Annotated in this window: 20 protein-coding genes; 9 read left to right on the forward strand and 11 right to left on the reverse strand. The window is 59.2% G+C overall.

The genetic code is table 11. From position 1 onward, the window contains the following. Positions 1-431: 431 nt before the first annotated feature. Positions 432-1,064: a LysE family translocator gene (locus tag ACW5XD_RS09565; protein WP_456494700.1), complete on the forward strand. Its 633-nt coding sequence runs from the start codon at positions 432-434 to the stop codon at positions 1,062-1,064. Between the two features lie 92 nt (positions 1,065-1,156). On the opposite strand, the gene fis is transcribed toward ACW5XD_RS09565, so the two are convergent. Continuing rightward, positions 1,157-1,453 (reverse strand): DNA-binding transcriptional regulator Fis, encoded by a 297-nt coding sequence (gene fis, locus ACW5XD_RS09570; RefSeq protein WP_005309538.1) that lies wholly within the window; start codon positions 1,451-1,453, stop codon positions 1,157-1,159. A 25-nt stretch (positions 1,454-1,478) separates the two neighbouring features. Continuing rightward, positions 1,479-2,444: a tRNA dihydrouridine synthase DusB gene (gene dusB / locus ACW5XD_RS09575; RefSeq protein ID WP_043135312.1), complete on the reverse strand. Its 966-nt coding sequence runs from the start codon at positions 2,442-2,444 to the stop codon at positions 1,479-1,481. A 292-nt stretch (positions 2,445-2,736) separates the two neighbouring features. Here dusB and ACW5XD_RS09580 point away from each other — a divergent pair, with 292 nt between their 5' ends. The 4 genes from ACW5XD_RS09580 to ACW5XD_RS09595 all read left to right on the forward strand — a co-directional run bounded on the left by ACW5XD_RS09580 (position 2,737) and on the right by ACW5XD_RS09595 (position 7,574). Then, on the forward strand, positions 2,737-4,143 hold the full coding sequence (locus ACW5XD_RS09580; protein ID WP_456494701.1) for a TolC family protein: 1,407 nt from the start codon (positions 2,737-2,739) through the stop codon (positions 4,141-4,143). Positions 4,144-4,216: 73 nt separating this feature from the next. Continuing rightward, positions 4,217-5,221, forward strand: a complete 1,005-nt coding sequence (locus ACW5XD_RS09585; RefSeq protein ID WP_456494702.1) for an HlyD family secretion protein — start codon at positions 4,217-4,219, stop codon at positions 5,219-5,221. Next, a complete protein-coding gene (locus ACW5XD_RS09590; RefSeq protein ID WP_456494703.1) occupies positions 5,221-6,357 on the forward strand; it encodes an ABC transporter permease in 1,137 nt (378 codons plus the stop codon). The genes ACW5XD_RS09585 and ACW5XD_RS09590 overlap by 1 nt, the downstream gene beginning before the upstream one ends. Then, positions 6,354-7,574, forward strand: coding sequence for an ABC transporter permease (locus ACW5XD_RS09595; RefSeq protein WP_456494704.1), 1,221 nt, complete (start codon positions 6,354-6,356; stop codon positions 7,572-7,574). The genes ACW5XD_RS09590 and ACW5XD_RS09595 overlap by 4 nt, the downstream gene beginning before the upstream one ends. Before the next feature lie 59 nt (positions 7,575-7,633). Here ACW5XD_RS09595 and ACW5XD_RS09600 read toward each other — a convergent pair whose 3' ends face one another. The 3 genes from ACW5XD_RS09600 to ACW5XD_RS09610 all read right to left on the reverse strand — a co-directional run bounded on the left by ACW5XD_RS09600 (position 7,634) and on the right by ACW5XD_RS09610 (position 10,028). Beyond that, the gene (locus ACW5XD_RS09600; RefSeq protein ID WP_456494705.1) at positions 7,634-8,269 is read right to left on the reverse strand and encodes an SDR family oxidoreductase; all 636 of its coding nucleotides are present in this window, start codon (positions 8,267-8,269) and stop codon (positions 7,634-7,636) included. A gap of 134 nt (positions 8,270-8,403) precedes the next feature. Continuing rightward, entirely contained in the window at positions 8,404-9,258 is an 855-nt protein-coding gene (locus ACW5XD_RS09605; protein WP_456494706.1) for a DnaA ATPase domain-containing protein, read from the reverse strand. A gap of 71 nt (positions 9,259-9,329) precedes the next feature. Further along, positions 9,330-10,028 carry a DnaT-like ssDNA-binding domain-containing protein gene (locus ACW5XD_RS09610; protein ID WP_456494707.1) on the reverse strand — a complete coding sequence of 233 codons (699 nt, stop codon included), beginning with the start codon at positions 10,026-10,028 and terminating at the stop codon, positions 9,330-9,332. A 374-nt stretch (positions 10,029-10,402) separates the two neighbouring features. Between ACW5XD_RS09610 and ACW5XD_RS09615 the strand changes: the two genes are divergently transcribed. Next, positions 10,403-11,374 (forward strand): response regulator, encoded by a 972-nt coding sequence (locus ACW5XD_RS09615; RefSeq protein WP_456494708.1) that lies wholly within the window; start codon positions 10,403-10,405, stop codon positions 11,372-11,374. A gap of 74 nt (positions 11,375-11,448) precedes the next feature. Here the strand turns inward: ACW5XD_RS09615 and ACW5XD_RS09620 are convergent, their stop codons facing one another. From ACW5XD_RS09620 to ACW5XD_RS09630, 3 genes are all read right to left on the reverse strand, one after another. Continuing rightward, positions 11,449-12,846 carry a peptide MFS transporter gene (locus tag ACW5XD_RS09620; RefSeq protein WP_456494709.1) on the reverse strand — a complete coding sequence of 466 codons (1,398 nt, stop codon included), beginning with the start codon at positions 12,844-12,846 and terminating at the stop codon, positions 11,449-11,451. 213 nt (positions 12,847-13,059) lie between these two features. After that, positions 13,060-13,971 carry a UTP--glucose-1-phosphate uridylyltransferase GalU gene (gene galU, locus ACW5XD_RS09625; RefSeq protein WP_456494710.1) on the reverse strand — a complete coding sequence of 304 codons (912 nt, stop codon included), beginning with the start codon at positions 13,969-13,971 and terminating at the stop codon, positions 13,060-13,062. 94 nt (positions 13,972-14,065) lie between these two features. Further along, entirely contained in the window at positions 14,066-14,386 is a 321-nt protein-coding gene (locus ACW5XD_RS09630; protein WP_456494711.1) for a ComEA family DNA-binding protein, read from the reverse strand. Positions 14,387-14,553: 167 nt separating this feature from the next. Here ACW5XD_RS09630 and cysQ point away from each other — a divergent pair, with 167 nt between their 5' ends. Next, the gene (cysQ, locus tag ACW5XD_RS09635; protein ID WP_456494712.1) at positions 14,554-15,324 is read left to right on the forward strand and encodes a 3'(2'),5'-bisphosphate nucleotidase CysQ; all 771 of its coding nucleotides are present in this window, start codon (positions 14,554-14,556) and stop codon (positions 15,322-15,324) included. An 88-nt stretch (positions 15,325-15,412) separates the two neighbouring features. Here the strand turns inward: cysQ and ACW5XD_RS09640 are convergent, their stop codons facing one another. The 3 genes from ACW5XD_RS09640 to ACW5XD_RS09650 all read right to left on the reverse strand — a co-directional run bounded on the left by ACW5XD_RS09640 (position 15,413) and on the right by ACW5XD_RS09650 (position 17,906). Further along, entirely contained in the window at positions 15,413-15,709 is a 297-nt protein-coding gene (locus ACW5XD_RS09640) for a YciI family protein (RefSeq protein WP_456494713.1), read from the reverse strand. 24 nt (positions 15,710-15,733) lie between these two features. After that, on the reverse strand, positions 15,734-16,285 hold the full coding sequence (locus tag ACW5XD_RS09645) for a septation protein A (RefSeq protein ID WP_456494714.1): 552 nt from the start codon (positions 16,283-16,285) through the stop codon (positions 15,734-15,736). A gap of 115 nt (positions 16,286-16,400) precedes the next feature. Continuing rightward, positions 16,401-17,906: a pyridoxal-dependent decarboxylase gene (locus ACW5XD_RS09650; RefSeq protein ID WP_456494715.1), complete on the reverse strand. Its 1,506-nt coding sequence runs from the start codon at positions 17,904-17,906 to the stop codon at positions 16,401-16,403. A gap of 213 nt (positions 17,907-18,119) precedes the next feature. On the opposite strand from ACW5XD_RS09650, the gene trhA reads away from it, so the two are divergent. Continuing rightward, positions 18,120-18,755: a PAQR family membrane homeostasis protein TrhA gene (gene trhA, locus ACW5XD_RS09655; RefSeq protein WP_456494716.1), complete on the forward strand. Its 636-nt coding sequence runs from the start codon at positions 18,120-18,122 to the stop codon at positions 18,753-18,755. 118 nt (positions 18,756-18,873) lie between these two features. Beyond that, positions 18,874-20,535 (forward strand): putative transporter, encoded by a 1,662-nt coding sequence (locus ACW5XD_RS09660; RefSeq protein WP_456494717.1) that lies wholly within the window; start codon positions 18,874-18,876, stop codon positions 20,533-20,535. The last annotated feature ends 11 nt before the right edge of the window (positions 20,536-20,546 follow it).

Raw genomic sequence — 20,546 nt, forward strand, 5'->3', positions numbered from 1 at the left:
AGAAGTGAAACGCGGTAGCGCCGATGGTAGTGTGGCATTCGCCATGCGAGAGTAGGACACTGCCAGGCACCCAACATTGAAAGCCCGCTCAGATGAGCGGGCTTTTTTTATTGCTTGAAATTCAAGCGTCTGCTGGCAATGACCAAACGATGTTTTCCTTCTGCTCCCCATTTGTTCATTGTTTCCCCGCGCTGTTCCGGATAGTTGCGCCATCTTGCGCTATACATCCCCGCCCATTTCGTTTGCTGAAGCTAGCTAAAATCAGGATTTTGGTTTTGCTCAGTTCCACTTCTGCAACAGGTTTCGTTCGGTGCTAATTTTCACTTGGCTTTTCTGCTATTCCCTTCATTGATAATCACTATTGCTGCGATGGGGGATGACAAGAGGTGCGGGATCCATAGACTGTCTCTTTCACGGGCAAGGAGCTGTGTATGTTGGGGATCCACGATCTGGCGTTGTTTATCGTATCTGGTTTGCTGTTGAACATGATGCCAGGGCCGGATTCCCTGCTCATCATGCTGCGCAGCGGCTCTCAGGGTTGGCGGGCGGGTTCAGTCGCGGCGCTGGGGATTGGGACTGGTACTATGGTGCATGTGCTGGCGGCTGCACTGGGGTTGTCGGCTGTGTTAAGCGCCTCGGCCGAGCTGTTCGCCGTCATCAAGTTGATGGGGGCGCTCTATCTGGTCTACCTGGGGCTTTCCATGTTCTGGCAAGGCATCAGGGCACCTTCAACCCCCAACGCGGCTGTGGCGCTGCCTGTGCTCTCTTATGGCCGGATCTATCGGCAGGGGCTGCTGACCAATGTGCTCAATCCCAAGGTTGCACTCTTCTTCCTCGCCTTTGTGCCCCAGTTCATCGCCCCCGATGCGCCGCAGAAGGCGCTGGCTTTCATCCTGCTGGGCTGCATCTTCAATTTTAACGGCATGATCTGGTGTCATCTGCTGGCCTTCTCAACCGCTTATGCAAGCCGCAAGGTGCGTTTGCCGGTTCGTCTGGGAGCTTGGCTCAACCGCCTGATGGGGGGACTGTTCATGGGACTGGGTATCAAGCTGGCTACGGAGTGAGACTGCGCCATTAGAGACAACCGGGCATAGAAAAAGGCGTATCCCATCGCTGGAATACGCCTTCGTCTGCACTGCAGCAGGTCTGATCGAGATCAGTTCATGCCGTAGCGCTTGAGTTTCTTGCGCAGGGTGCCACGGTTGATGCCCATCATCACAGCGGCGCGGGTTTGGTTACCGCGGGTGTATTGCATGATCACGTCCAGCATGGGAGCTTCGACTTCGGAGAGGACCATATCGTACAGATCAATCACTTCCTGACCGTTCAACTGGGCCAGGTAGTTACGCAGGGCCTGTTGCACAGAGTCACGCAGGGGGCGCTGGGTCGGCTCGGCAGCGTGATTGTGAGTAGTTGTTACCAATGCATCAGAAGTCAGGGTTTGTTCGAACATATTCGGTCGGCTCTTTAGTTATGCGTTAACCTAATCCATCGAAATACGCTTCGAGTGCCTCTAGTTGTGCGTCTGCACAATCCAGGGCATTGAAGTGCTTACGGAATTCTCGGCCCGTCTCTTCTTCATCCAGATACCAGCCCACGTGTTTACGGGCAATGCGCGCTCCCAGATATGCACCATAAAACTGGTGCAGGTTGGTTACATGCTCGTTCATCAGGGTGCGAACCTCTTCCCTTTCGGGAGGCGGCAGCTTGGTACCCGTTTCAAGAAAATGACGGATTTCCCGGAAAATCCAGGGTCGTCCTTGCGCTGCACGGCCGATCATCACGGCATCAACGCCGGTATAGTCGAGGACATACCGGGCCTTCTCCGGGCTGTCTATGTCGCCATTGGCGACAACAGGAATCGATACGGCCTGCTTAATCGCCTTAATCGTGTCGTACTCAGCGTGACCCCGGTAGAGGCAGGCACGGGTACGACCATGCACGGCGAGGGCCGCGATACCGCAATCTTCGGCGATTCGGGCGATCTCCTCGCCATTGCGGTTATCCGGATCCCATCCTGTGCGGATCTTCAAGGTAACAGGCACCTTTACTGCATCCACCACGGCCCGGCAGATGGTTCTGACCAGATCGGGATGACGCAGCAGGGCGGAACCTGCCAACTTCTTGTTCACTTTTTTTGCTGGACAACCCATGTTGATGTCGACGATCTGAGCGCCCTGCTCCACGTTGTAGCGGGCGGCAAACGCCATCATCTCGGGGTCGGCTCCGGCAATCTGGACCGATCGCAAGCCACCTTCTGCAGAGTGATCCATTCTCATCCTGGTTTTCTGGGTATCCCAGACATCCGGGTTGGCCAGCAGCATCTCGGAAACGGCCATGCCAGCGCCCAATCGCAAACAAAGTTCACGAAATGGTCGGTCTGTTACACCGGCCATGGGAGCCACAATCAAGGGAGTTTCAAGCGTGTGGGGACCTATCTGCATTCCACGGTTACCATCGGCTTAGGGCGGCGTATATTACGCATTTTTTAGTCAGGAGAAAAGGTTAGTATTTGAGCGTCAGGCATTTTTTTCTGAAAAAAACGTCACCCCAAGGCTTGCAAATTCAGGAGTGCTTGAAAATCAGGCATATTGTCGGGGTGGGTTTACGGGGTCAAATGAGCGAGGGACGCGACAATTTGCCTGTCCCCATCCAGTTGTAGTTTGCGCTATGATAGCGGGCTTGAATCGAGCAAAGGCTCCAAACAATTTTATTACAAGCAAAAATTGGGGATGTATGACGTCAAGGTTCATCAAATCTCTCTACCCGTGTCTGCTGGGTGCCGTACTGGGCTCAGCCCAGGCACAGACTGTCAGTTTCAGCGAGGCCTGGAGCCGGGTCATCCAGCAGGATGACGGGCTGGCGGCGGAACAGGCCGGTGTGGACCGGGCGCAACAGTTGCGTGAGGCGGCCAAGGCCATGTATCTGCCCAAGGTGGACGTAGGGGCCAGTTATACCCACCTCGATCAGCCGATGGAACTCGATATGATGGATCTCAACCCCATCGCCAACCATCCGGAATTTGGCAAGGTGCTTGCGCCCGTCATGCAGGCGCTCAATCTATCCGCCAGTGATTTCGTGACTCCCCTGACCAAGCAGAATGTGGTGACCAGCTCGGTCAAGATGCTGTGGCCGCTGTTTACCGGTGGTCGCATCGATGCCGCGCAGGACATTCGTCAGGCGCAGGTGAGCGAGGCGCAGCAGCTGCTGGTGCTCAAGCAGCAATCCACCTTTGAGAGTCTCTCCCAGACTTATTTCGGTGTAGTGCTGGCGGCACAGGTAGTGCAGACCAAGCAGGAGATCGAGCAGGGACTGGCTCATCATCTGGATCATGCCAGGAAGCTGGAGGCTCAGGGCCAGATCGCCAAGGTTGAGCGGCTGTCAGCCCAGTCGGCTTATGACAGGGCGCGTATCGATACTCAGAAGTCCCGTCGCAGCCTGGAGATTGCCCAGCTGGCACTCGGTCACATGCTCAAGCTCAAGCAGGCTGAACCCAATACCCAGCTATTTATCAACGACAGCATGCCGCAACTTGATGCCTTCGTGCAGGAGACCCTGGCGGTGCATCCGGGTCTCAAGCTGTTGGCTGCCAAGAAGGAGCAGGCTCAGGGCATGATCAAGCTGGAGAAAGGCAAATATGCCCCCGAGCTGTTCCTGTTTGGCAACTACAACCTCTATGAGGATGATTCACTGGCTTCCAAGACCACGCCTGACTGGCTGGTCGGGGTGGGCGTCAGCATGCCGCTGGTGAGCCGCGACGGCCGCTCCGAGACGGTGCAAGCCGCCAAGAGCGCCGAGCTGCAGGTCAATCTGCTGCAGGCCAAGACCCGCCAGGATCTGGAGCTGCTGGTCGAGAAGACCTGGCGCGAGGCTGCGCAGGGGCTGGAGGAGTTCCAGTCTCTCTCCTCCACCCAGGCACTGGCCGAGGAGAATGTGCGGCTGCGGGACAAGGCATTCGGGCAGGGGCTCTCCACCTCGCTCGATGTGGTGGATGCCCGCAACCAGCTGGCCGGGGTCAAAACCCAGCGTGCCGCTGCCGCCTATCAATATGTGATCTCGCTGGCCCGCCTGCTGGCGCTCTCCGGCCAGATGAACAGTTTCAATCAATATCAGCGCGGGCAGGCGATCGAGGTAAATTCATGATCGCGGCCCGCCTTGTTTCCATTTTCATGTCTCTTTCGACCGCCAAAGGTCGCCCGTTTGCCGAGGTGAATTCATGAGTCATCCCCCCATCAAGAAAAAGATGAGCCAGGGCAAGCCGTTGTTGCTGCCACTGGTGCTGGTTCTGCTTGCTCTCTGGCTGGGCTGGCGTTTCTGGCTGGCTTATCAGCCCGAGCCGGTGCGGCTGCAGGGACAGATCGAGGCGCAGCAATATTCGGTCTCCTCCAAGGTACCGGGTCGCATCGACGAGGTGCTGGTGAAGAAGGGTGACCAACTGGCCAAGGATCAGCTGGTGTTTACCCTGGCCAGCCCGGAAATCGAGGCCAAGCTGAGTCAGGCCAAAGCCGGTGAAGCAGCCGCTGGAGCCATGGCGCAAGAGGCCGAGAAAGGGGCTCGGGCCCAGCAGATAGCCGCCGCCAAGGATCAATGGCAAAAAGCCAAGGCTGCCGCCCTGCTGCGCGGCAAGACCTATGAGCGCATCGCCAGCCTGCATCGCGATGGTGTCATGCCGCTGCAAAAGCGCGATGAGGCCTGGACTGCCTGGCAGGCGGCTAAATACAGCGAAGGCATGGCCTGGCAGCAATATCAGATGACGCTGGAAGGCGCGCGGGAAGAGACCAAGATAGCGGCTCGGGAACAGGCCAAGATGGCGGCCGGCGGCGTGGCGGAAGTGGAGGCCTATCTGGCCGATACCCGCATCGCCAGCCCGCACGCGGGCGAAGTCTCTCAGGTGCTGCTGCGCAGCGGTGAACTGGCGCCGCAGGGCTTTCCCGTGGTGACCCTGCTCGACATGCAGGATGCCTGGGCCCAGTTCCATGTGCGCGAAGATCTGCTGCCCCGCTTTGCGCTGGGAACCGAGTTTGACGCTCGCATTCCCGGTCTTGGCGAGCAGATGGTGCGCCTCAAGGTGACCCATGTGGCCGTGATGGGAGATTTCGCCACCTGGCGTGCAACCGACACCCGTCAGGGTTTTGACATGAAGAGCTTCCAGGTGGAGGCTCGCCCGCTGCAACCGGTTGAAGGACTGCGGGTTGGCATGAGCGTGCTGGTTGAACTCTGATGGGACGTGAGTGGCGGTTGCTGTGGCAGGATCCGTTCGGTCGTGCGCTGGCGAGCTGGGTCCCCCTACTGCTGATGGGGATCCTCTGCTGGGTCTTCTCGGCCGGAATGGCGCGGGATCTAAGGGTAGGTTTGGTGGATCTGGACCAGAGCGTCCTCTCCCGTCAGCTGGCGTTCTCGTTGGACGGTTCCGCCGGCCTGCGCCTTGCCGGCCAGTTCGACTCCATCGACGAGGGCGCGCGTGCCCTTCGGGGGGGAGACATCTATGCCCTGGTGGTGATCCCTCATTATCTGGAGCGGGATGCCCGGCAGGGTACCCAGCCGCAGGTGACCGTGTTCAACAATGGTCAGTTCATCCTGATTGCCAAACTGGTCAACTCGGCGCTGGCCCAAGTGGTCGGGACTCTCAACGGTCAGGTGGGCGTGCTCTCGGCCATGGCGGGGGGCAAGGCGCTACCCGGTGCAGTGGGGCAGTCGGTGCCCATCGCCAGCCAGGTGACGGCGCTTTACAACATCAACTCCAGCTACGCCCAGTTTCTGCTGAGTGCCCTGTTGCCCGCAGTGTGGCAGATCCTGGTGGTGCTCTACGGCATCAATGCGCTGGCTCGTACCGATCGACTGGGGCTGGACTGGACCACCAGAGGGGTCTGGTTCGGCCTCTGGCGCACTTTGCTGCCTCATGTGCTGATTGGGTGGGTCTGGGGTCTGGGGTGGAGCCTGCTGCTGTTCAAGGCGTTTGGCTATCCGATGCAAGGCAGTTGGCTGGTGTTGACACTGGGATTGGGACTGGCGTCTGCCGCTTGCGTCAGCATGGGGGCCTTCTTCTACGGTGTCATCCGGGATCCGGCCCGCGCCCTGTCGCTGGCGGGTGCCTATACCGCACCGGGCTTTGCCTTCATGGGCGTGACCTTCCCGGTCAGTGCCATGGGGGACTTTGCCCAGTTCTGGCGCAGTCTCCTGCCCATCTCCCACTATGTTGAGTTGCAGATAGGCCAGACCAACTACGGCCAGCCGCTGACGGCGGCCCTGCCACAGCTTGGCGCCCTGTTGTTGTTCCTGCTGCCCCTGCTGTTGGTGGTACGCCGCTATCAGACGCAGGTGATGGCGGTACAAGTTCATGAGGAGTCCAAGCCATGATGGGATTCTGGGATTTGCTGCGCCTCGAGCTGCGCACCTTGCTGGCGGATCGCGCCATCATGCTGACCCTGTTTGGTGGCGTTTTCTTCTACTCCTTTCTCTATCCGCAACCCTATTTGCACCAGTTGCCGCGGGAAGAGGCGGTGGTAGTAGTCAACGAGGATGGCAGCCAGCTTTCCCGCCAGCTGGAGTTCATGGCCGATGCTACGCCTCAGGTGAAACTGGTAGCGAGGGCTGGCAGCCTGGATGAGGCGCGCCAGCTGTTGGTGGCAGGGCAAGGCAGCGGTATTTTGCATATTCCCCGACACTTTTATCGGGATCTGATGCAGGGCAAGAGCGTCACTCTGGGCTATGCCGGTGATGCCTCCTACTTCCTGGTTTACGGCACCATAGCCGAGGGGCTGGCCCAGGCGGGTGGCACCCTGGCGGCCCAGATCAAGGTCACGCGTCTGCTCGGTCAGGGCGAGGCATTGCCGCAGGCGGCCATGGGCTGGAATGCGGTCGGGCTCAATGTGCTGCCGGTGTTCAACCCCACCATGGGCTATGTGAACTACGTGGTGCCCGCCGTGTTCGTGCTGATCCTGCATCAGGTGCTGCTGATGGGCACCGGGATCCTGGGGGCAACCCAGAATCAGCGCAGTGGTCGCGGGGAGCATGGTTATTGGCAGAGCGCCCCCGTGCTTGCCCTGCTGCTGGCCAGAACCCTGGTGGTGGGCGGGCTGTTCGTGCTGCCAGTGACCTACTTCTTCGGCTTCTGCTTCGATCACTACAACATAGTGCGTACCGCCGAGCCGGCCGAGCTGTGGCTGTTCACCCTGCCGTTCCTGCTGGCGACTACCTGGCTTGGCATTTTGCTGGGAGCCCTGTTTACCCGCCGGGATCTGCCGACCCAGGTGGTATTGCTCTCCTCCATGCCACTGGTCTTCCTGGCTGGCTTCATCTGGCCGCTCGAGCTGATCCCGCTCCCCCTCAACTGGCTGGCCCAGTGGGTACCGAGCACCCCGGCCATCGAGGGCTTCTTGCGCCTCAACCAGATGGGAGCCGAGTTTACCCAGGTTTCCCGCTACTGGTGGCAGTTGTGGGGGCTGGCACTGCTTTACGGCGGTCTGGCTTGCCTGCTGCTGCACTGGCGTCAGCGATCGCCTGTGGACGAGGCGGTTGCGTCGGGCGGGGTGGCTGCGGAGACGGCAACTGAGCCTGGCCCCTCTGCCAGCTAGACGACATCAGACAGTAAAACGGTCAGCCCAGGGGCTGACCGTTTTGTTATCCGGATTGTTCACCCCCGGCTGAGGGTGGGATCGCCGATGGCGTAGATCTGCCCCACTGCCTGCTCATCGTTCAGCAGTTGCAACCCATGGTCCGCCACATCGGCGCGGCGCACCAGACCGCGCACCTCGCTCCCCTGGCTCAACACGGCCTGCCCTGTGGCCTCGCCATCCTGCAAGCCGGCCGGGCGAACTATGGTCCAGGTCAGCGCGCTGGTCTGCAGCCAGCTCTCCGCCAGGCTCTTCAAACGTACCTCGTGACCGAAGGCGGCCCTGGCCCGCTCGGGCAGGTATTGCCAGCTGTCGCCGCAACCCAGCGAGGTGACCAGCAGCAGGCGTTTGAGCCCGGCCAGCTCCATCTGATCGATCACCAGGCGGTTGCCTTGATAATCGACGGGGGCCGGCTGGCGGAAGCTGCCGAGGGTCGAGATCACCCCGGCCTCGTCACCTGCGAGTGAGCAAGCCTGCGCGACGGCCTGATGGTCGAGGGCGTCTCCCTCAACCACCTCGACTCCCAATGCGTGCAGCTCGGCGGCCATCTCCGGGTTGCGGATCAGGGCCACGACCCTGTGACCCTGGCGCAGGGCGAGCTCGGTGAAGGCGCGGCCCAGCCCGCGGCTGGCTCCGAAGATGAGTGTGGTTGGCATTGTGCTGCTCCCTGTAGTGAAAGGGTTAGCCTAGAGGGTTGGCACAGCGCTGTAAATGAGAGTTGTTTTTATTTGAGGGGATGAACAGGGGAAATGCGGCGAGCAGCGGGCAGGAAACCCGGGCTCGCACAGGATCAGCCGTTGTAGTGGCCTATGTTGGGGCGACGGCTGGGGCCGCTCAGGTGGATATCCACCGGATTGAACGCCTTGATCGCCTCGAAGCTGAAGTCACCGATGGCCTGATGCAGGCTCTGGGGGCTGTGGTTGGTGATGATGATGACGCTCTTCGACAAGTTGCGCCGGCGGCGCAGCAGGTGGCCGAGGAAGCTGGACTGGCTCTCCGCCATCTTGGCGCGGTTGGCCGACACCTCGTCGATGATCAGCAGATCAACCTCTTCCAGTGCACGGCGGTACTGGTTGCGCTCCTCCTGATCCTGGATCACGTTGAAGAAGAGGCGATCGACGATGGAGGCCCACTGCTGGAAGATCACCGATTTCTGGTGGCGCTCGATCAGCTCATGGGCCACGGCGCCCGCCAGGGTCGACTTGCCGGTGCCGTAGTCGCCATAGATCAGCATGCAGCCGCCGCCGCTCTTCTCCCAGTGCTCGAAGCCGCTGATGAAGTAGCGAGCCGTCTCCATGGGGTATTGCAGCGCCAGATCGGTGGCATCCATCTTCTCGAATACCCAGTCCGGGTTGAGGTCGGCCTGGGCGATCAGCTTCTGGATCCGCTCTTGGCGAGCCGCCTTCTGCAGCTCGCGCACCTCGGCGTTGGCCTTGGCGTCGTACTCCTTGCGCAGGGTCTCGTAGTCGTACTGGCTGCCACCTGTCTGGGCCTGCAGGCGACGAATGCGTTCAAGCAGGCCGCCCACGTGCTGGCTCAGTTCGGTGTCGTGCACTCGGTGGTCCTGTTTGGCCTTGGCGATTCTTTTGCGCTTTGCTTCGATCTCTTCCAGCTCCTGGCGCAGGGGATCTTGCGGGTCAGTCATGGAATGCTCCTTCTGCTGGATCAGGGATGGGGGGACAAGGCACTGATTTTGCCTGCAGGCGGGGGCCGCTATCAATCATTATCCGGCTCCTGCAGCGGCGCCTGTTCCTGGGTTTGCACTTGGGCCAGCCGTTTGGCCTCTTCTATCATCTGCTGCGCCCGCTTGCTCGGGCCTGAATCTGCAGGGGCTGACGTGACCTGCTGGTAACCTTTCGCCTCCATCGGCTGGCGACGGACGTAGCGGCGGGTCTTGAGCGCACGAATGAACTTGAGCATCCACTGGTGCTGGGAGTCGAATACTTCGGGGCGGCCCAGCCAGTAGGCGATGAACTCCCCCAGATCCTCTTCGTTGTAGCTGGCATCGATCACCCCGCACAGGCGGGCGAGGGCGGGCAGCTCCTCATCCGGGCGCCACAGCAGGTGCATCTGGAACGGGCGTTCCGGCAGCGGGCTGCGCACCTTCTGGGTCAGCAGTGGCAGCCGGAACGGGCACTGATGGTAGTGCTCACTGTCGGCCTGTGCCTCGACCTGCATCAGCCCGGCCTCCATCAGCTCGTCGAACAGCTCGGTCAGCTGGCGGGCGTTGACCTGAAAGGAGAAGCCGCTGGGGTCGCCGGGATCGACCACCGCCAAGGCCCGCCCAAGCTCGGGATAGTTGAGCCGGGCCAGCTTATTTTCCAGCACCAGTCTGCGCAGTTGCAAGGTATAGAGGCTGCGAGCCGGATGGGACAATCTGGGGTGGGTGAGGGCGCTGTATTCGGCTGGTGTCATGGTGCTCTTCACGATCTGGAGTGAAGGGCATTATCCCCCATGGCGGGGTCTCATACAATTCGTGCCGCTCGGGTATGGCGACGAGGGATCGATCATCTTGCAATGATAGAAGGCCGAGTGGAAATCTATCGTCAACTCGATCTCGAGTGAGTCTTTATTCTTAGGCATCAGAAATGAACATTGATAAAAATTGTCTATGTTTTGCTGCCCGCTTACCCACTATTACCTGCTTTTTTTCAAACAGTTGGCCGCCAGAATAGCCATCTGGCATACATTTCATGACGGTTATTCAATCATCTGATTGGTCAGAGCTGCCTGTTATGGTCTAGGCTTAAAGCTAAAATAACTTATTGACTAATAAGAGCTTTATCAAGATGTCAAAAGCCGGGTTACGGATCTTGGTGGTGGAAGATGAAGTCGTTTTTCGCCACTCGCTGGTAAATTATCTCGAGCATGACGGGGCGTGCGTGTTTCAGGCTGAAGATGGGATTGAAGGCCTTTCTGCCGCCGCGCTCTACCACCCCGATATAGTGTTGTGTGATCTGAACATGCCCAATATGGATGGACATGAGGTCATCGCCTGTCTGTCTGCCCGCTATCCCCATATCCCCGTTATCGTCATCTCCGGGCAGAGCAAGATGGAGGCGGTCGAGCGAGCGTTGCGTGCCGGTGCTCGCGATTTTCTGATCAAGCCGGTCTCCGACTACGGCCAGGTGCGCCGCAGCATAGATCAGTGTCTGGCGGCCAGCTATGGTCACGGACAGCAACTGGAGTTGATGGATCACATCGACTTCTTTCGTGATCACGACAAGGCAGCCACCCGCCTGCTGGCCTGGTTGAGACCACCCGGATTGCAGGAGTGGGGCCCTTGGCAGGTGACCTTCAAGGGGATGGGCAATTTGTTCATTCCGGACACCTTCAAGGTGGATGACAAACTGCTGGTGCTGGTGATGGAGTTGCCAGTTCTCGGCGTGGATGCCGCCTTCTGTGGCGCCTTGATACGTTCCCTGATGAATGCCCCCTATCGCCAGTTTCAGCACAGGGAGAGCCTGCTGCTGACCCAGCCCCATCGGCTGCTCGACTACCTCAACCTGCAGCTCATTGAATCCGGTCTGCGGCACTCCTTTGCCATGGCCGCCCTGCTGTTCGATCAGGAAGATGGTCTGATGTTTGCGAATGCCGGGCTCACCACACCGCACTGGTTGATGCGCTCCGGCGGCCTGCCGCTCGGCCTGCTGCGCAGCAGCCATTACGCACTGCACAAGCGCAGCTGGCACGAGCCGTTTGACCTGCAGTTTCGCAGCGACAGCGGCAGTGCTCTCCATATGCAGGTACGCCACCACTGAGGCAGATCCGCCGCAGTCAGAAACAAACAGGGCGCCCGATGGGCGCCCTGTTTGTTCATCACAATCCTAACCGATTAGACGGTGGCAGACTGCAGTTTCTTGTCGTGCTCTTCCGGTTCTTTGGCCGGACCTTCGGCACCGTGCATCCAGTAGACCAGGCGGTTGGCCATGGTCAGCAGGATCAGAGCGCTGATCACGGCGGCGATGGCAATGCCGCCGAAAATGGCGATGGCACCGGATTCACCGACGAAGGACCCAACGAAACCGGCAATGTAGTTGGCCATGGCAACGAAGCCGAACCAGGCACCCATCATCAGGGAAGCCAGGCGCAGCGGAGCCAACTTGGTCACCATGGAGAGACCGATCGGGGAGAGGCAGAGCTCACCCAGAGTGTGGAACAGGTAGGCACCGACCAGCCAGAACATGGAGGTCTTGACGGCCTGATCACCACCCTGCTCCAGTACGGCACCGATCATGAACAGGAAGCCCACGGCCAGGAACAGCAGACCCATGGCGAACTTCACCGGGGAGTTCGGCTCTTTGCTGCCGAGCTTGATCCAGATGGCCGCGACTATGGGGGCGAGCGTGATGATGAAGAAGGGGTTCAGGGACTGGAACCAGGCGGTCGGCACTTCGAAGCTGCCGATCATGCGGTCGGTATATTCCTGCGCATACAGGTTCATCAGACCACCGGCCTGCTCGAAGCCTGCCCAGAAGATGATGGTAAACAGACCGAGTACCAGGATGACCTTGATGCGATCCACTTCCTGCTTGGTCAGTGGCGCCTTCTGCTCCTTGGAGCGTTGCTCGGCGGCGCGCTGGGCGGCCGGCACACGACCTATGTCACCCAGAAAGCGCTGCGCCATGGTGGCCTGCACCACCAGAGAGAGCAGCATACCGATACCGGCGCTGACGAAAGCAGCTTGCCAGCCGTAGGCAGTCGCGGCAGCGCCACAGATCACACCGGCCAGCAGGGAACCCAGGTTGATACCCATGTAGAAGATGGTAAAGGCACCGTCACGACGGTGGTCACCTTCTTTGTACAGGTCACCCACCATGGTGGATATGTTCGGTTTGAACAGACCGTTACCCAGGATCAGCAAGGCCAGACCCGCGTAGAAGACAGTGTTGACCATGTCCGGGAACATGGCGTGCGGCAGTGCCAGAGTAAATTGGCCGGCAGCCATCAGCACGGCACCAAACAGGATGGCGCGACGTTGGCCGAGGAAAGTATCTGCCAGCCAGCCACCTATGATGGGGGTAATGTAGACCAAACCGGTATAGATACCGTACAGCTTGAGTGCATCGGCCTGAGTCCAGCCCATGCCGCCGTTGGCAGTCATGTCGGTCAGATAGAGGACGAGCACGGCACGCATGCCGTAATAGGAGAATCTCTCCCACAGTTCGGTACTAAAGAGCAAAAAAAGCCCTTTAGGGTGACCTAAAAAGGTCCCTTTGGACGGATTATTCATTGGAACTTCCACCTGTGTCTTATATTTTTTTAGGAATTTTATGCAAGGGCTAGGAACAAGCCTTAATCCTTATAGAACAAGCGTGATTAAATTACAATATTATGATTTAGCGATATTTTATCTATCAATGGTTGAATATTTGTTTATAAAATGAAAAAGGGCATCGAATGATGCCCAGTATATAATTCTATTAACAGGTTAAATATTCAGCGATTACAACTGTTTGACGAACTGTTTCAACCACGCAATGAATTCACCGTTCAGTTCCGGGTGGCGCGCGGCATATTCCACATTGGCTTTCATATAACCCATCTTGCTGCCGCAGTCGTGACTGCGACCCTTCATGAAGTAGGCGTTGACCTGCTCCTGCTCCATCAGCATGGCAATGGCGTCGGTCAGCTGGATCTCGTCGCCGGCACCGGCCGGGGTGCGTTCCAGCAGCGGCCAGATGTTGGAGGAGAGCACGTAGCGGCCGACCACGGCCAGATTGGAGGGCGCCTCGTCGCGGGGCGGCTTCTCGACGATGGCCTGCATCGGCAGGGACATGCCTTCGCTCAGGGCCTCGCCCTTGATGTCGGCGATACCGTATTTGTCCACTTCGCTTTCGGGGACGGCTTCCACCATGATCTGGCTGATCTGATCCCCCTCGAACATGCGCACCATCTCGGCCAGGTTGTCCTGCTTGAGGTTGCTGGCCACTTCATCGATCAGCACGTCAGGCAACAGAACTGCAAACGGGTTGTCGCCGATCAACGGCCGGGCACACAGCACGGCATGGCCCAGTCCTTTGGCTTCACCCTGACGGACGTGCATGATGGTGACATCTTTGGGGCAGATGTGTTGTACCTCTTCCAGCAACTGCCGCTTGACCCGTTTTTCCAGGGTTGCTTCCAGCTCGAAGCTCTTGTCGAAGTGGTTCTCGATGGAGTTCTTGCTCGAGTGCGTCACCAGGATGATCTCCTTGATGCCGGCGGCGATGGCTTCGCGCACCACATACTGGATCAGCGGCTTGTCGACGACGGGCAGCATCTCTTTCGGGATGGCCTTGGTGGCGGGCAGCATGCGGGTGCCCAAACCGGCGACAGGAAGAACGGCCTTGCGTACAACGAGCGGTGTTTTTTTCATGGAGAGAGTCCAGAGATACAAAGTGGGCTCATGATACCCGAAGAAAAATAGGGCAGCCACAGGCTGCCCTCATGATGGGGAGTATCCAAACTGGTTACTTGACGATGATCATGTCCCGATTTGCTTCCAGTGTGGCCGGGCCGATGCCGCTCACATCGGCAAGCTGTTCCACGGTCGTGAACTTGCCCTGCTTCTCGCGGTAGTCGACGATGGCCTGCGCTTTCTTCTCGCCGATGCCCTTGAGTGCAGTCAACTCATTGATACTGGCTGTATTCAGGTTCACCTTGCCGCTCTCCTTGGCAGCAGTGACAGCAGTGGTCGGTTTGGCGGCCGGCTTGTCGGCGGCCAGCAGAGGCTGGCTTAACAGCGGCAGGCAGCTCAGCAGCAGAGTGGCGGTCAGGGTCTTGTAGTTCATGGTGTCACGTCCTTGTGTTGTGTGGAATGCCTATTGAGAATTAGCCGAGTCGCGCCATTTTTTGTCTGTCAGATATGACACTGTATAAGTCAGAGCAAACGGCTATAACCCTCCTTTATCCAAAATGGGTACACTGCTCCAACCATTTGACCAGGATGTCTTTTTCCATGTTTTTTCCCGCAATCTCCGAGCTGGAGCCCATCGCCCGTGCCGCTGGTGAGGTCATCATGGCTATCTACAGTCAGCCCTTTACGGTGGAGTACAAGGGGGACGAGAGTCCGCTGACCGCAGCCGACAAGGGGGCGCACGAGCTGATCGTCCAGGCGCTGACCCGACTCACCCCCGATATCCCCGTACTGTCGGAAGAGTCCTCCCCCGAGGTGATGGGGTTGCGCCATGGCTGGTCACGCTACTGGCTGGTGGACCCGCTCGATGGCACCAAGGAGTTTGTCTCCCGCAACGGCGAGTTCACCGTCAATATCGCGCTGATTGAAGAGGGAGCGCCGCGCTGGGGAGTGGTCTATGCGCCGGTTCTGGACAAGCTCTGGTATGGTGGCAAGGGGCACGGAGCCTGGCGTGTTGCCGATGGCAAGCGTGAAGCCATCCAGACCCGGCCACATCAGGAAGGGGCGCCCTGGCGGGTGGTGGGCAGTCGCAATCATCTGTCCCAGGCCACCCTGAATTACCTGGCGCGCTTTGGTGACATAGAGCGGGGCGAGATGGAGCTGGTCTCCATGGGCAGTTCGCTCAAGTTCTGCATCATTGCCGAAGGGGGCGCCGAGCTCTATCCGCGCCTCGCCCCCACTTGCGAGTGGGATACAGGCGCGGCGCAGGCGGTGCTGGAAGGGGCCGGAGGCAGCGTAATCCAGCTCGATGGGTCGCCCCTGGTCTACAACAAACCGGATATTCTCAACCCCTGGTTTGTCGCCAGGGCGTGAGCCCGCTGTGATACCACTGAATAGAAAGAGGCCGGACTTGGTTGAACACCAGCGTCCGGCCTCTTTGCATCTTGGGAATGGCGTTTTGTCAGAACACTTTCTTGAACGGCTTGATGGTCACCCTGGCGTAGACACCGGCTGCCACATAGGGGTCGGCATCGGCCCAGGCTTTGGCATCGGCCTGACTGGCAAACTCGGCGATGACGGTACTGCCGGTAAAGCCCGCATCGGCCGGATCGTCGGCATCGATGGCCGGGTTGGGGCCGGCGGTCAGCAGTCGCCCTTCATCCTGCAAGGTCTGCAATCTGGCCAGATGGGCTGGGCGCACCTGCTTGCGCAGCGGCAGGCTGTTGGGAACATCTTCGGAATAGATGAGATACCACATGAGAGGATCCTTTTCTGATTGCGGTTATTTTTTCAGCTCGCCTTTCTGCTCGGCGGGCAGGTGGCGGTAGAGATAGACACCGCTCAGCAGGGTAAACACCAGCGTCATGCCAAGCAAGCCGAACACCTTGAAGTTGACCCACATCTCCTGTGGCAGGTTGAAGGCCACATAGAGGTTGAGCAGGCCACAGGCGGTAAAGAAGCCGACCCAGGCCAGATTGACTCTATCCCAGATGGCGTCGGGGGCTTGCAGCTCCTTGCTCAGCATCTGCTTGATCAGATTCTTGCCAAAACCGTAACGGCTGATGAGCAGGCCCAGTGCGAACAGCACGTTGATCACGGTCACTTTCCACTTGATGAAGGTGTCATCGTGGAAGAAGACGGTGAGACCGCCGAAGAAACCGACCAAAAGGAAGGTAAACAACTGCATCTTCTCGACCTTGCGATAACGCACCCAACTGTAGATGAGTTGCAGACCGGTCACGACGACCAGGGCGCCGGTGGCCGTGTAGATGTCGTAAAACTTGTAGACCGCGAAGAAAACGATAAGTGGAATAAATTCAATAAATTGCTTCATGTCTGGCTCATAGCCCTCAAAAATAGACCTCAAAATTTTATCCAGTCTACCTGCAAGGTAGACAACGGCAAATGAATAAGACCGCCCATTTGGCGTCCAGTTCCCTGTCGCTTGCCTAGCCGAATAGCTGGCGGGAAATCTGGTTACTCAACCGCTTCTGGTCCGCCAGCAGCTCGCGAATATGCGGCTCTTCGATGAGCGGGTTGAGCAGCACGGCGCGCAACAGGGTGAGCGGCTGGGTACCGTAGCGTCCCACCGCCCGCTGGGTGCGGGAGACAAAGCTGTGTCCCTCGGCCCGCTGGGCTTTCTGCAATGCAACGTTGAATGCGTTGATCTGCTCGTTGTCCGCATCGTCCGGCGCCTTGCCCTGCAGATGAGGGGGAATGCAGCGGTAGGAGAGCAGGTTCATCACCGGGGCCGACATCAATTCGAAGGCGGGGTCGGCATTGATGAGCGTGGCCATCAGGCGGGCTCTGTCGTAGTTGGCCTCGATAAGTCGGGCGTAACCCTGCTGACCAAACAGCTGGAAAGCCGCGTCCAGATAGAGTGCATTGGCGGGGCGGGTACCCTCCAGGGTGAAGCGGCCCTGATCAAAGGAGCTGGCGCGGATAGCGTAGGGTGCCTCCCGCTTGACCGTCATCATGAGATCCGGCTGGCGGCAGAGCAGCATGCCGGTACCGAGCGGCACCAGCAGTTGCTTGTGACCATCCAGAGTCACGGTATCGGCCAGTTCAATCCCTGCAAGCAGCGCCTGATAGCGGGGCGAAAACAGGGTCGGGCCGCCCCAGGCGGCGTCCACGTGGAAGTGGATCTGCTCGCGGACCGCGATGGCCGCCAGCTCGGGCAGGGGATCGATTGATCCAAAATCGGTACTGCCGGCCACCCCGACCAGCGCCAGTACCTTGAGTTTCTGTTCCTTGCACTGGATGAGTGCCTGCTCCAGCGCCGCCATGTCGAGCCGATTCTGGCTGTCGGTCGCGAGGCGCCAGACGCTGTGTGCGCCCAACCCCAGCAGATCCATCCCCTTGTCGAAGGAGTAGTGCATCAGCCGCGAGCCCAGGATCACGGCGCCACGATAGCCCTGCTCATAGAGGGCGAACAGGTTGTCGCCACAGGCACGGTTGCGCGCCAGCCAGAGAGCGGTGACGTTGGCTATGGTGCCGCCGCTGGTCATGACGCCGAGGGCGGCATCCTTGGCATGCATCTGCTCGTCATAGAAGGCGTCGTCGGCGCGGTAGATGAGGCGGTGCAGCTTGGCCAGCACCTCTCGCTCCAGAAAGCTGAGCAGGCGGGAGGACTCCATCTTCATCGGATTCTGGTTGAGCATCACCAGCAGGCGCGACAGCTCGGCGGTGAAGGCCGGTAATGGCGCCGTCATGTGGCCCATGTAGCGTGGTGAGGTGAGATGGGAGGCGCCGGGCACCAGGCTGGCCAGCCGGGCCAGGTAGTCATCCATGGAGATGCCGATGGCCGGCATGCAGGATTGATCGAGCTGGTGGGTGAAGTGGTCGCGCTGGTAGGGGGCCTGACTGTCATCCGAGTGGTGGAAGGTCTCCAGCAGGGCCGTTACGGCCTGACCGAAGGCCGGATCTGGTAGTGCAAACAGTTCAGTCAACTTCATCAGGTTCTCCAGACCGGGTTGCCAGGGAGTCACTGTGTGGTGAGCAGCCGTGGCGGCAACAGCTAGGTGGGCATCGGCCGCAGAGCATACACCAAAGGCAAACGGGTGACAGCCATGAGCGCTGGCCAAATCAGATGCCATCCCCTTTAAGCTAACACTTGTACTCTGAAATGGTGGCGGCTAGAGTGAGCCCAGTTTGGGCAGGAGTATGCAATGAGCAGTGTGACGGATTATTCTCCCCGCGAGGAGTTGGCCAATCGCCTCAGCCATGGCTTGGGGCTGGTGTTCGGGATCCTGGGATTGATCCTGTTGTTGAACAAGGGTTGGGAGCAGGGCACCCAGGCACTCATCAGCTACAGCCTCTATGGCGGCAGCCTGGTGCTGCTCTATCTCGCCTCGACCCTCTATCACAGCATGGCGGAAGGGCCAGCCAGGCGCTGGTGCAAGGTGTTTGATCACTGCGCCATCTATCTGCTGATCGCCGGTACCTATACCCCTTTCCTGCTGGTGGCGCTCGATACCCCGCTGGCCCAGGGACTGATGGTAGTGATCTGGGGGCTGGCGTTGGCAGGGGTGGTGTTCAAGCTGCTCTTCATCAATCGTTTCAAGAAGTTGTCGTTGTTTACCTATCTGATGCTGGGCTGGTTGTCGCTGGTAGTCATCTATCAGCTTTACATCCATCTGGAGGGGGAAGGCTTGCTGCTGCTCGGGCTCGGTGGCCTCATCTACAGCTTGGGGGTCATCTTCTATGTGGCCAAGCGCATCCCCTATAACCACGCCATCTGGCATCTGTTTGTATTGGGTGGCAGTGTTTGCCACTTTATGGCCATTTATGGTTATGTCGCCTGACTAGCCCTTAATTGGTATTAGTCGTTGCTCAAAAGGATAAATTCGTGCGGTATCACACAGTTGGCGTCAGCGTTTGCTGACAAGCTAGGGACAGTTCAATTCGCAAAGGATGCACGAAATGAGTGATATCGCGCTTTCCATCAGCATGTTGTCGCTGGTGGCAGTGCTGGGGCTCTGGCTGGGAAACTGGCGGGTCTATGGCGTTGGCTTGGGGATCGGAGGTGTGCTGTTCGGTGGCATCATAGTGGGTCACTTCGCCGGCCTCTCGGGTCTCGCATTGGATGAACAAACCCTGCACTTCATTCAGGAGTTCGGTCTGATCCTGTTTGTCTACACCATAGGCATCCAGGTCGGTCCCGGCTTCTTCTCCTCCCTGCGCAGTTCCGGCCTCAAGCTGAACGGCTTCGCCGCCCTGCTGGTGCTGCTTGGCTGCGCGGTCGCGGCGGCGTTGCATCAACTATTTGACGTGCCGCTGCCGGTGATCCTGGGGGTCTTCTCCGGCGCCGTGACCAACACCCCTTCCCTCGGTGCGGGTCAGCAGATCCTGGGTGAGCTGGGGGCGGCTCCCGGCTCGACCGGCTTGATGGGCATGGGGTATGCCGTCGCCTATCCGTTCGGCATCTGCGGCATCCTGCTTACCATGTGGCTCATTCGCATGTTTTTTCGCATCAAAATCGACGAAGAAGCAGCCCAGTTCGAGCAACAGGCTGGCAAGACCAAAGAGAGCCTGCAGACCATCAACATAGCGGTGCGCAACCCCAACATGCATGGACTGATGCTGGGGGAAATCCCGAGCCTGGACGAAGCCGATGTCATCTGCTCCCGCCTCAAGCGTGGCGAGGAGCTGATGGTGCCGCGGCCGGACTCGCGCATCGAACTCGGTGACCTGCTGCACCTGGTGGGTGAGCGGCATGCGCTGCACAAGGTGTTGCTGGTGCTGGGGGAGGAGGTGGAAACCTCGCTCTCGACCCGGGGCACTGATCTGCGGGTAGAACGGGTGGTGGTCACCAACGAGCAGGTGCTCGGCAAGAAGATCCGCGATCTCGACATCAAGCAGAAGTACGATGTGGTGATCTCGCGCCTCAATCGGGCCGGTATCGAGCTGGTGCCGACCAGCCAGACCAGCCTGCAGTTTGGTGACATCCTCAACCTGGTGGGTCGACTCGACGCCATAGAGGCGGTGACCAATGTGGTGGGCAACGTGCAGCAGAAGTTGCAGCAGGTGCAGATGCTGCCGGTGTTCATTGGCATCGGTCTGGGTGTGCTGCTTGGCTCCATCCCCTTCTATCTGCCCGGGTTCCCGGCGGCACTCAAGCTGGGTCTGGCGGGCGGTCCGCTGGTGGTGGCGCTGATCCTGTCGCGCATCGGCAGCATCGGCAAGCTCTACTGGTTCATGCCACCGAGCGCCAACCTGGCGTTGCGGGAGATCGGCATAGTGCTATTTCTGGCTGTGGTGGGCTTCAAGTCAGGTGCCGGTTTCATTGACACTCTGATCAACGGCGATGGTCCGGCCTGGATGATGTACGGCATGGCGATCACCCTGATCCCGCTGCTGGTGGTCGGGGTGCTGGCCCGTCTGTATGGCAAGATGAACTATCTCACCCTGTGCGGATTGCTGGCCGGTTCCATGACGGATCCTCCCGCCCTGGCATTTGCCAACGGCATGCATCCCACCAGTGGTGCCAGCGCTCTTTCGTATGCGACAGTCTATCCGCTGGTGATGTTCCTGCGGATCATCTCACCCCAGTTGCTCGCCATCCTGTTGTGGGCGGGTGCCTGATCATGACCCGG

Source organism: Aeromonas enterica, assembly GCF_054052465.1.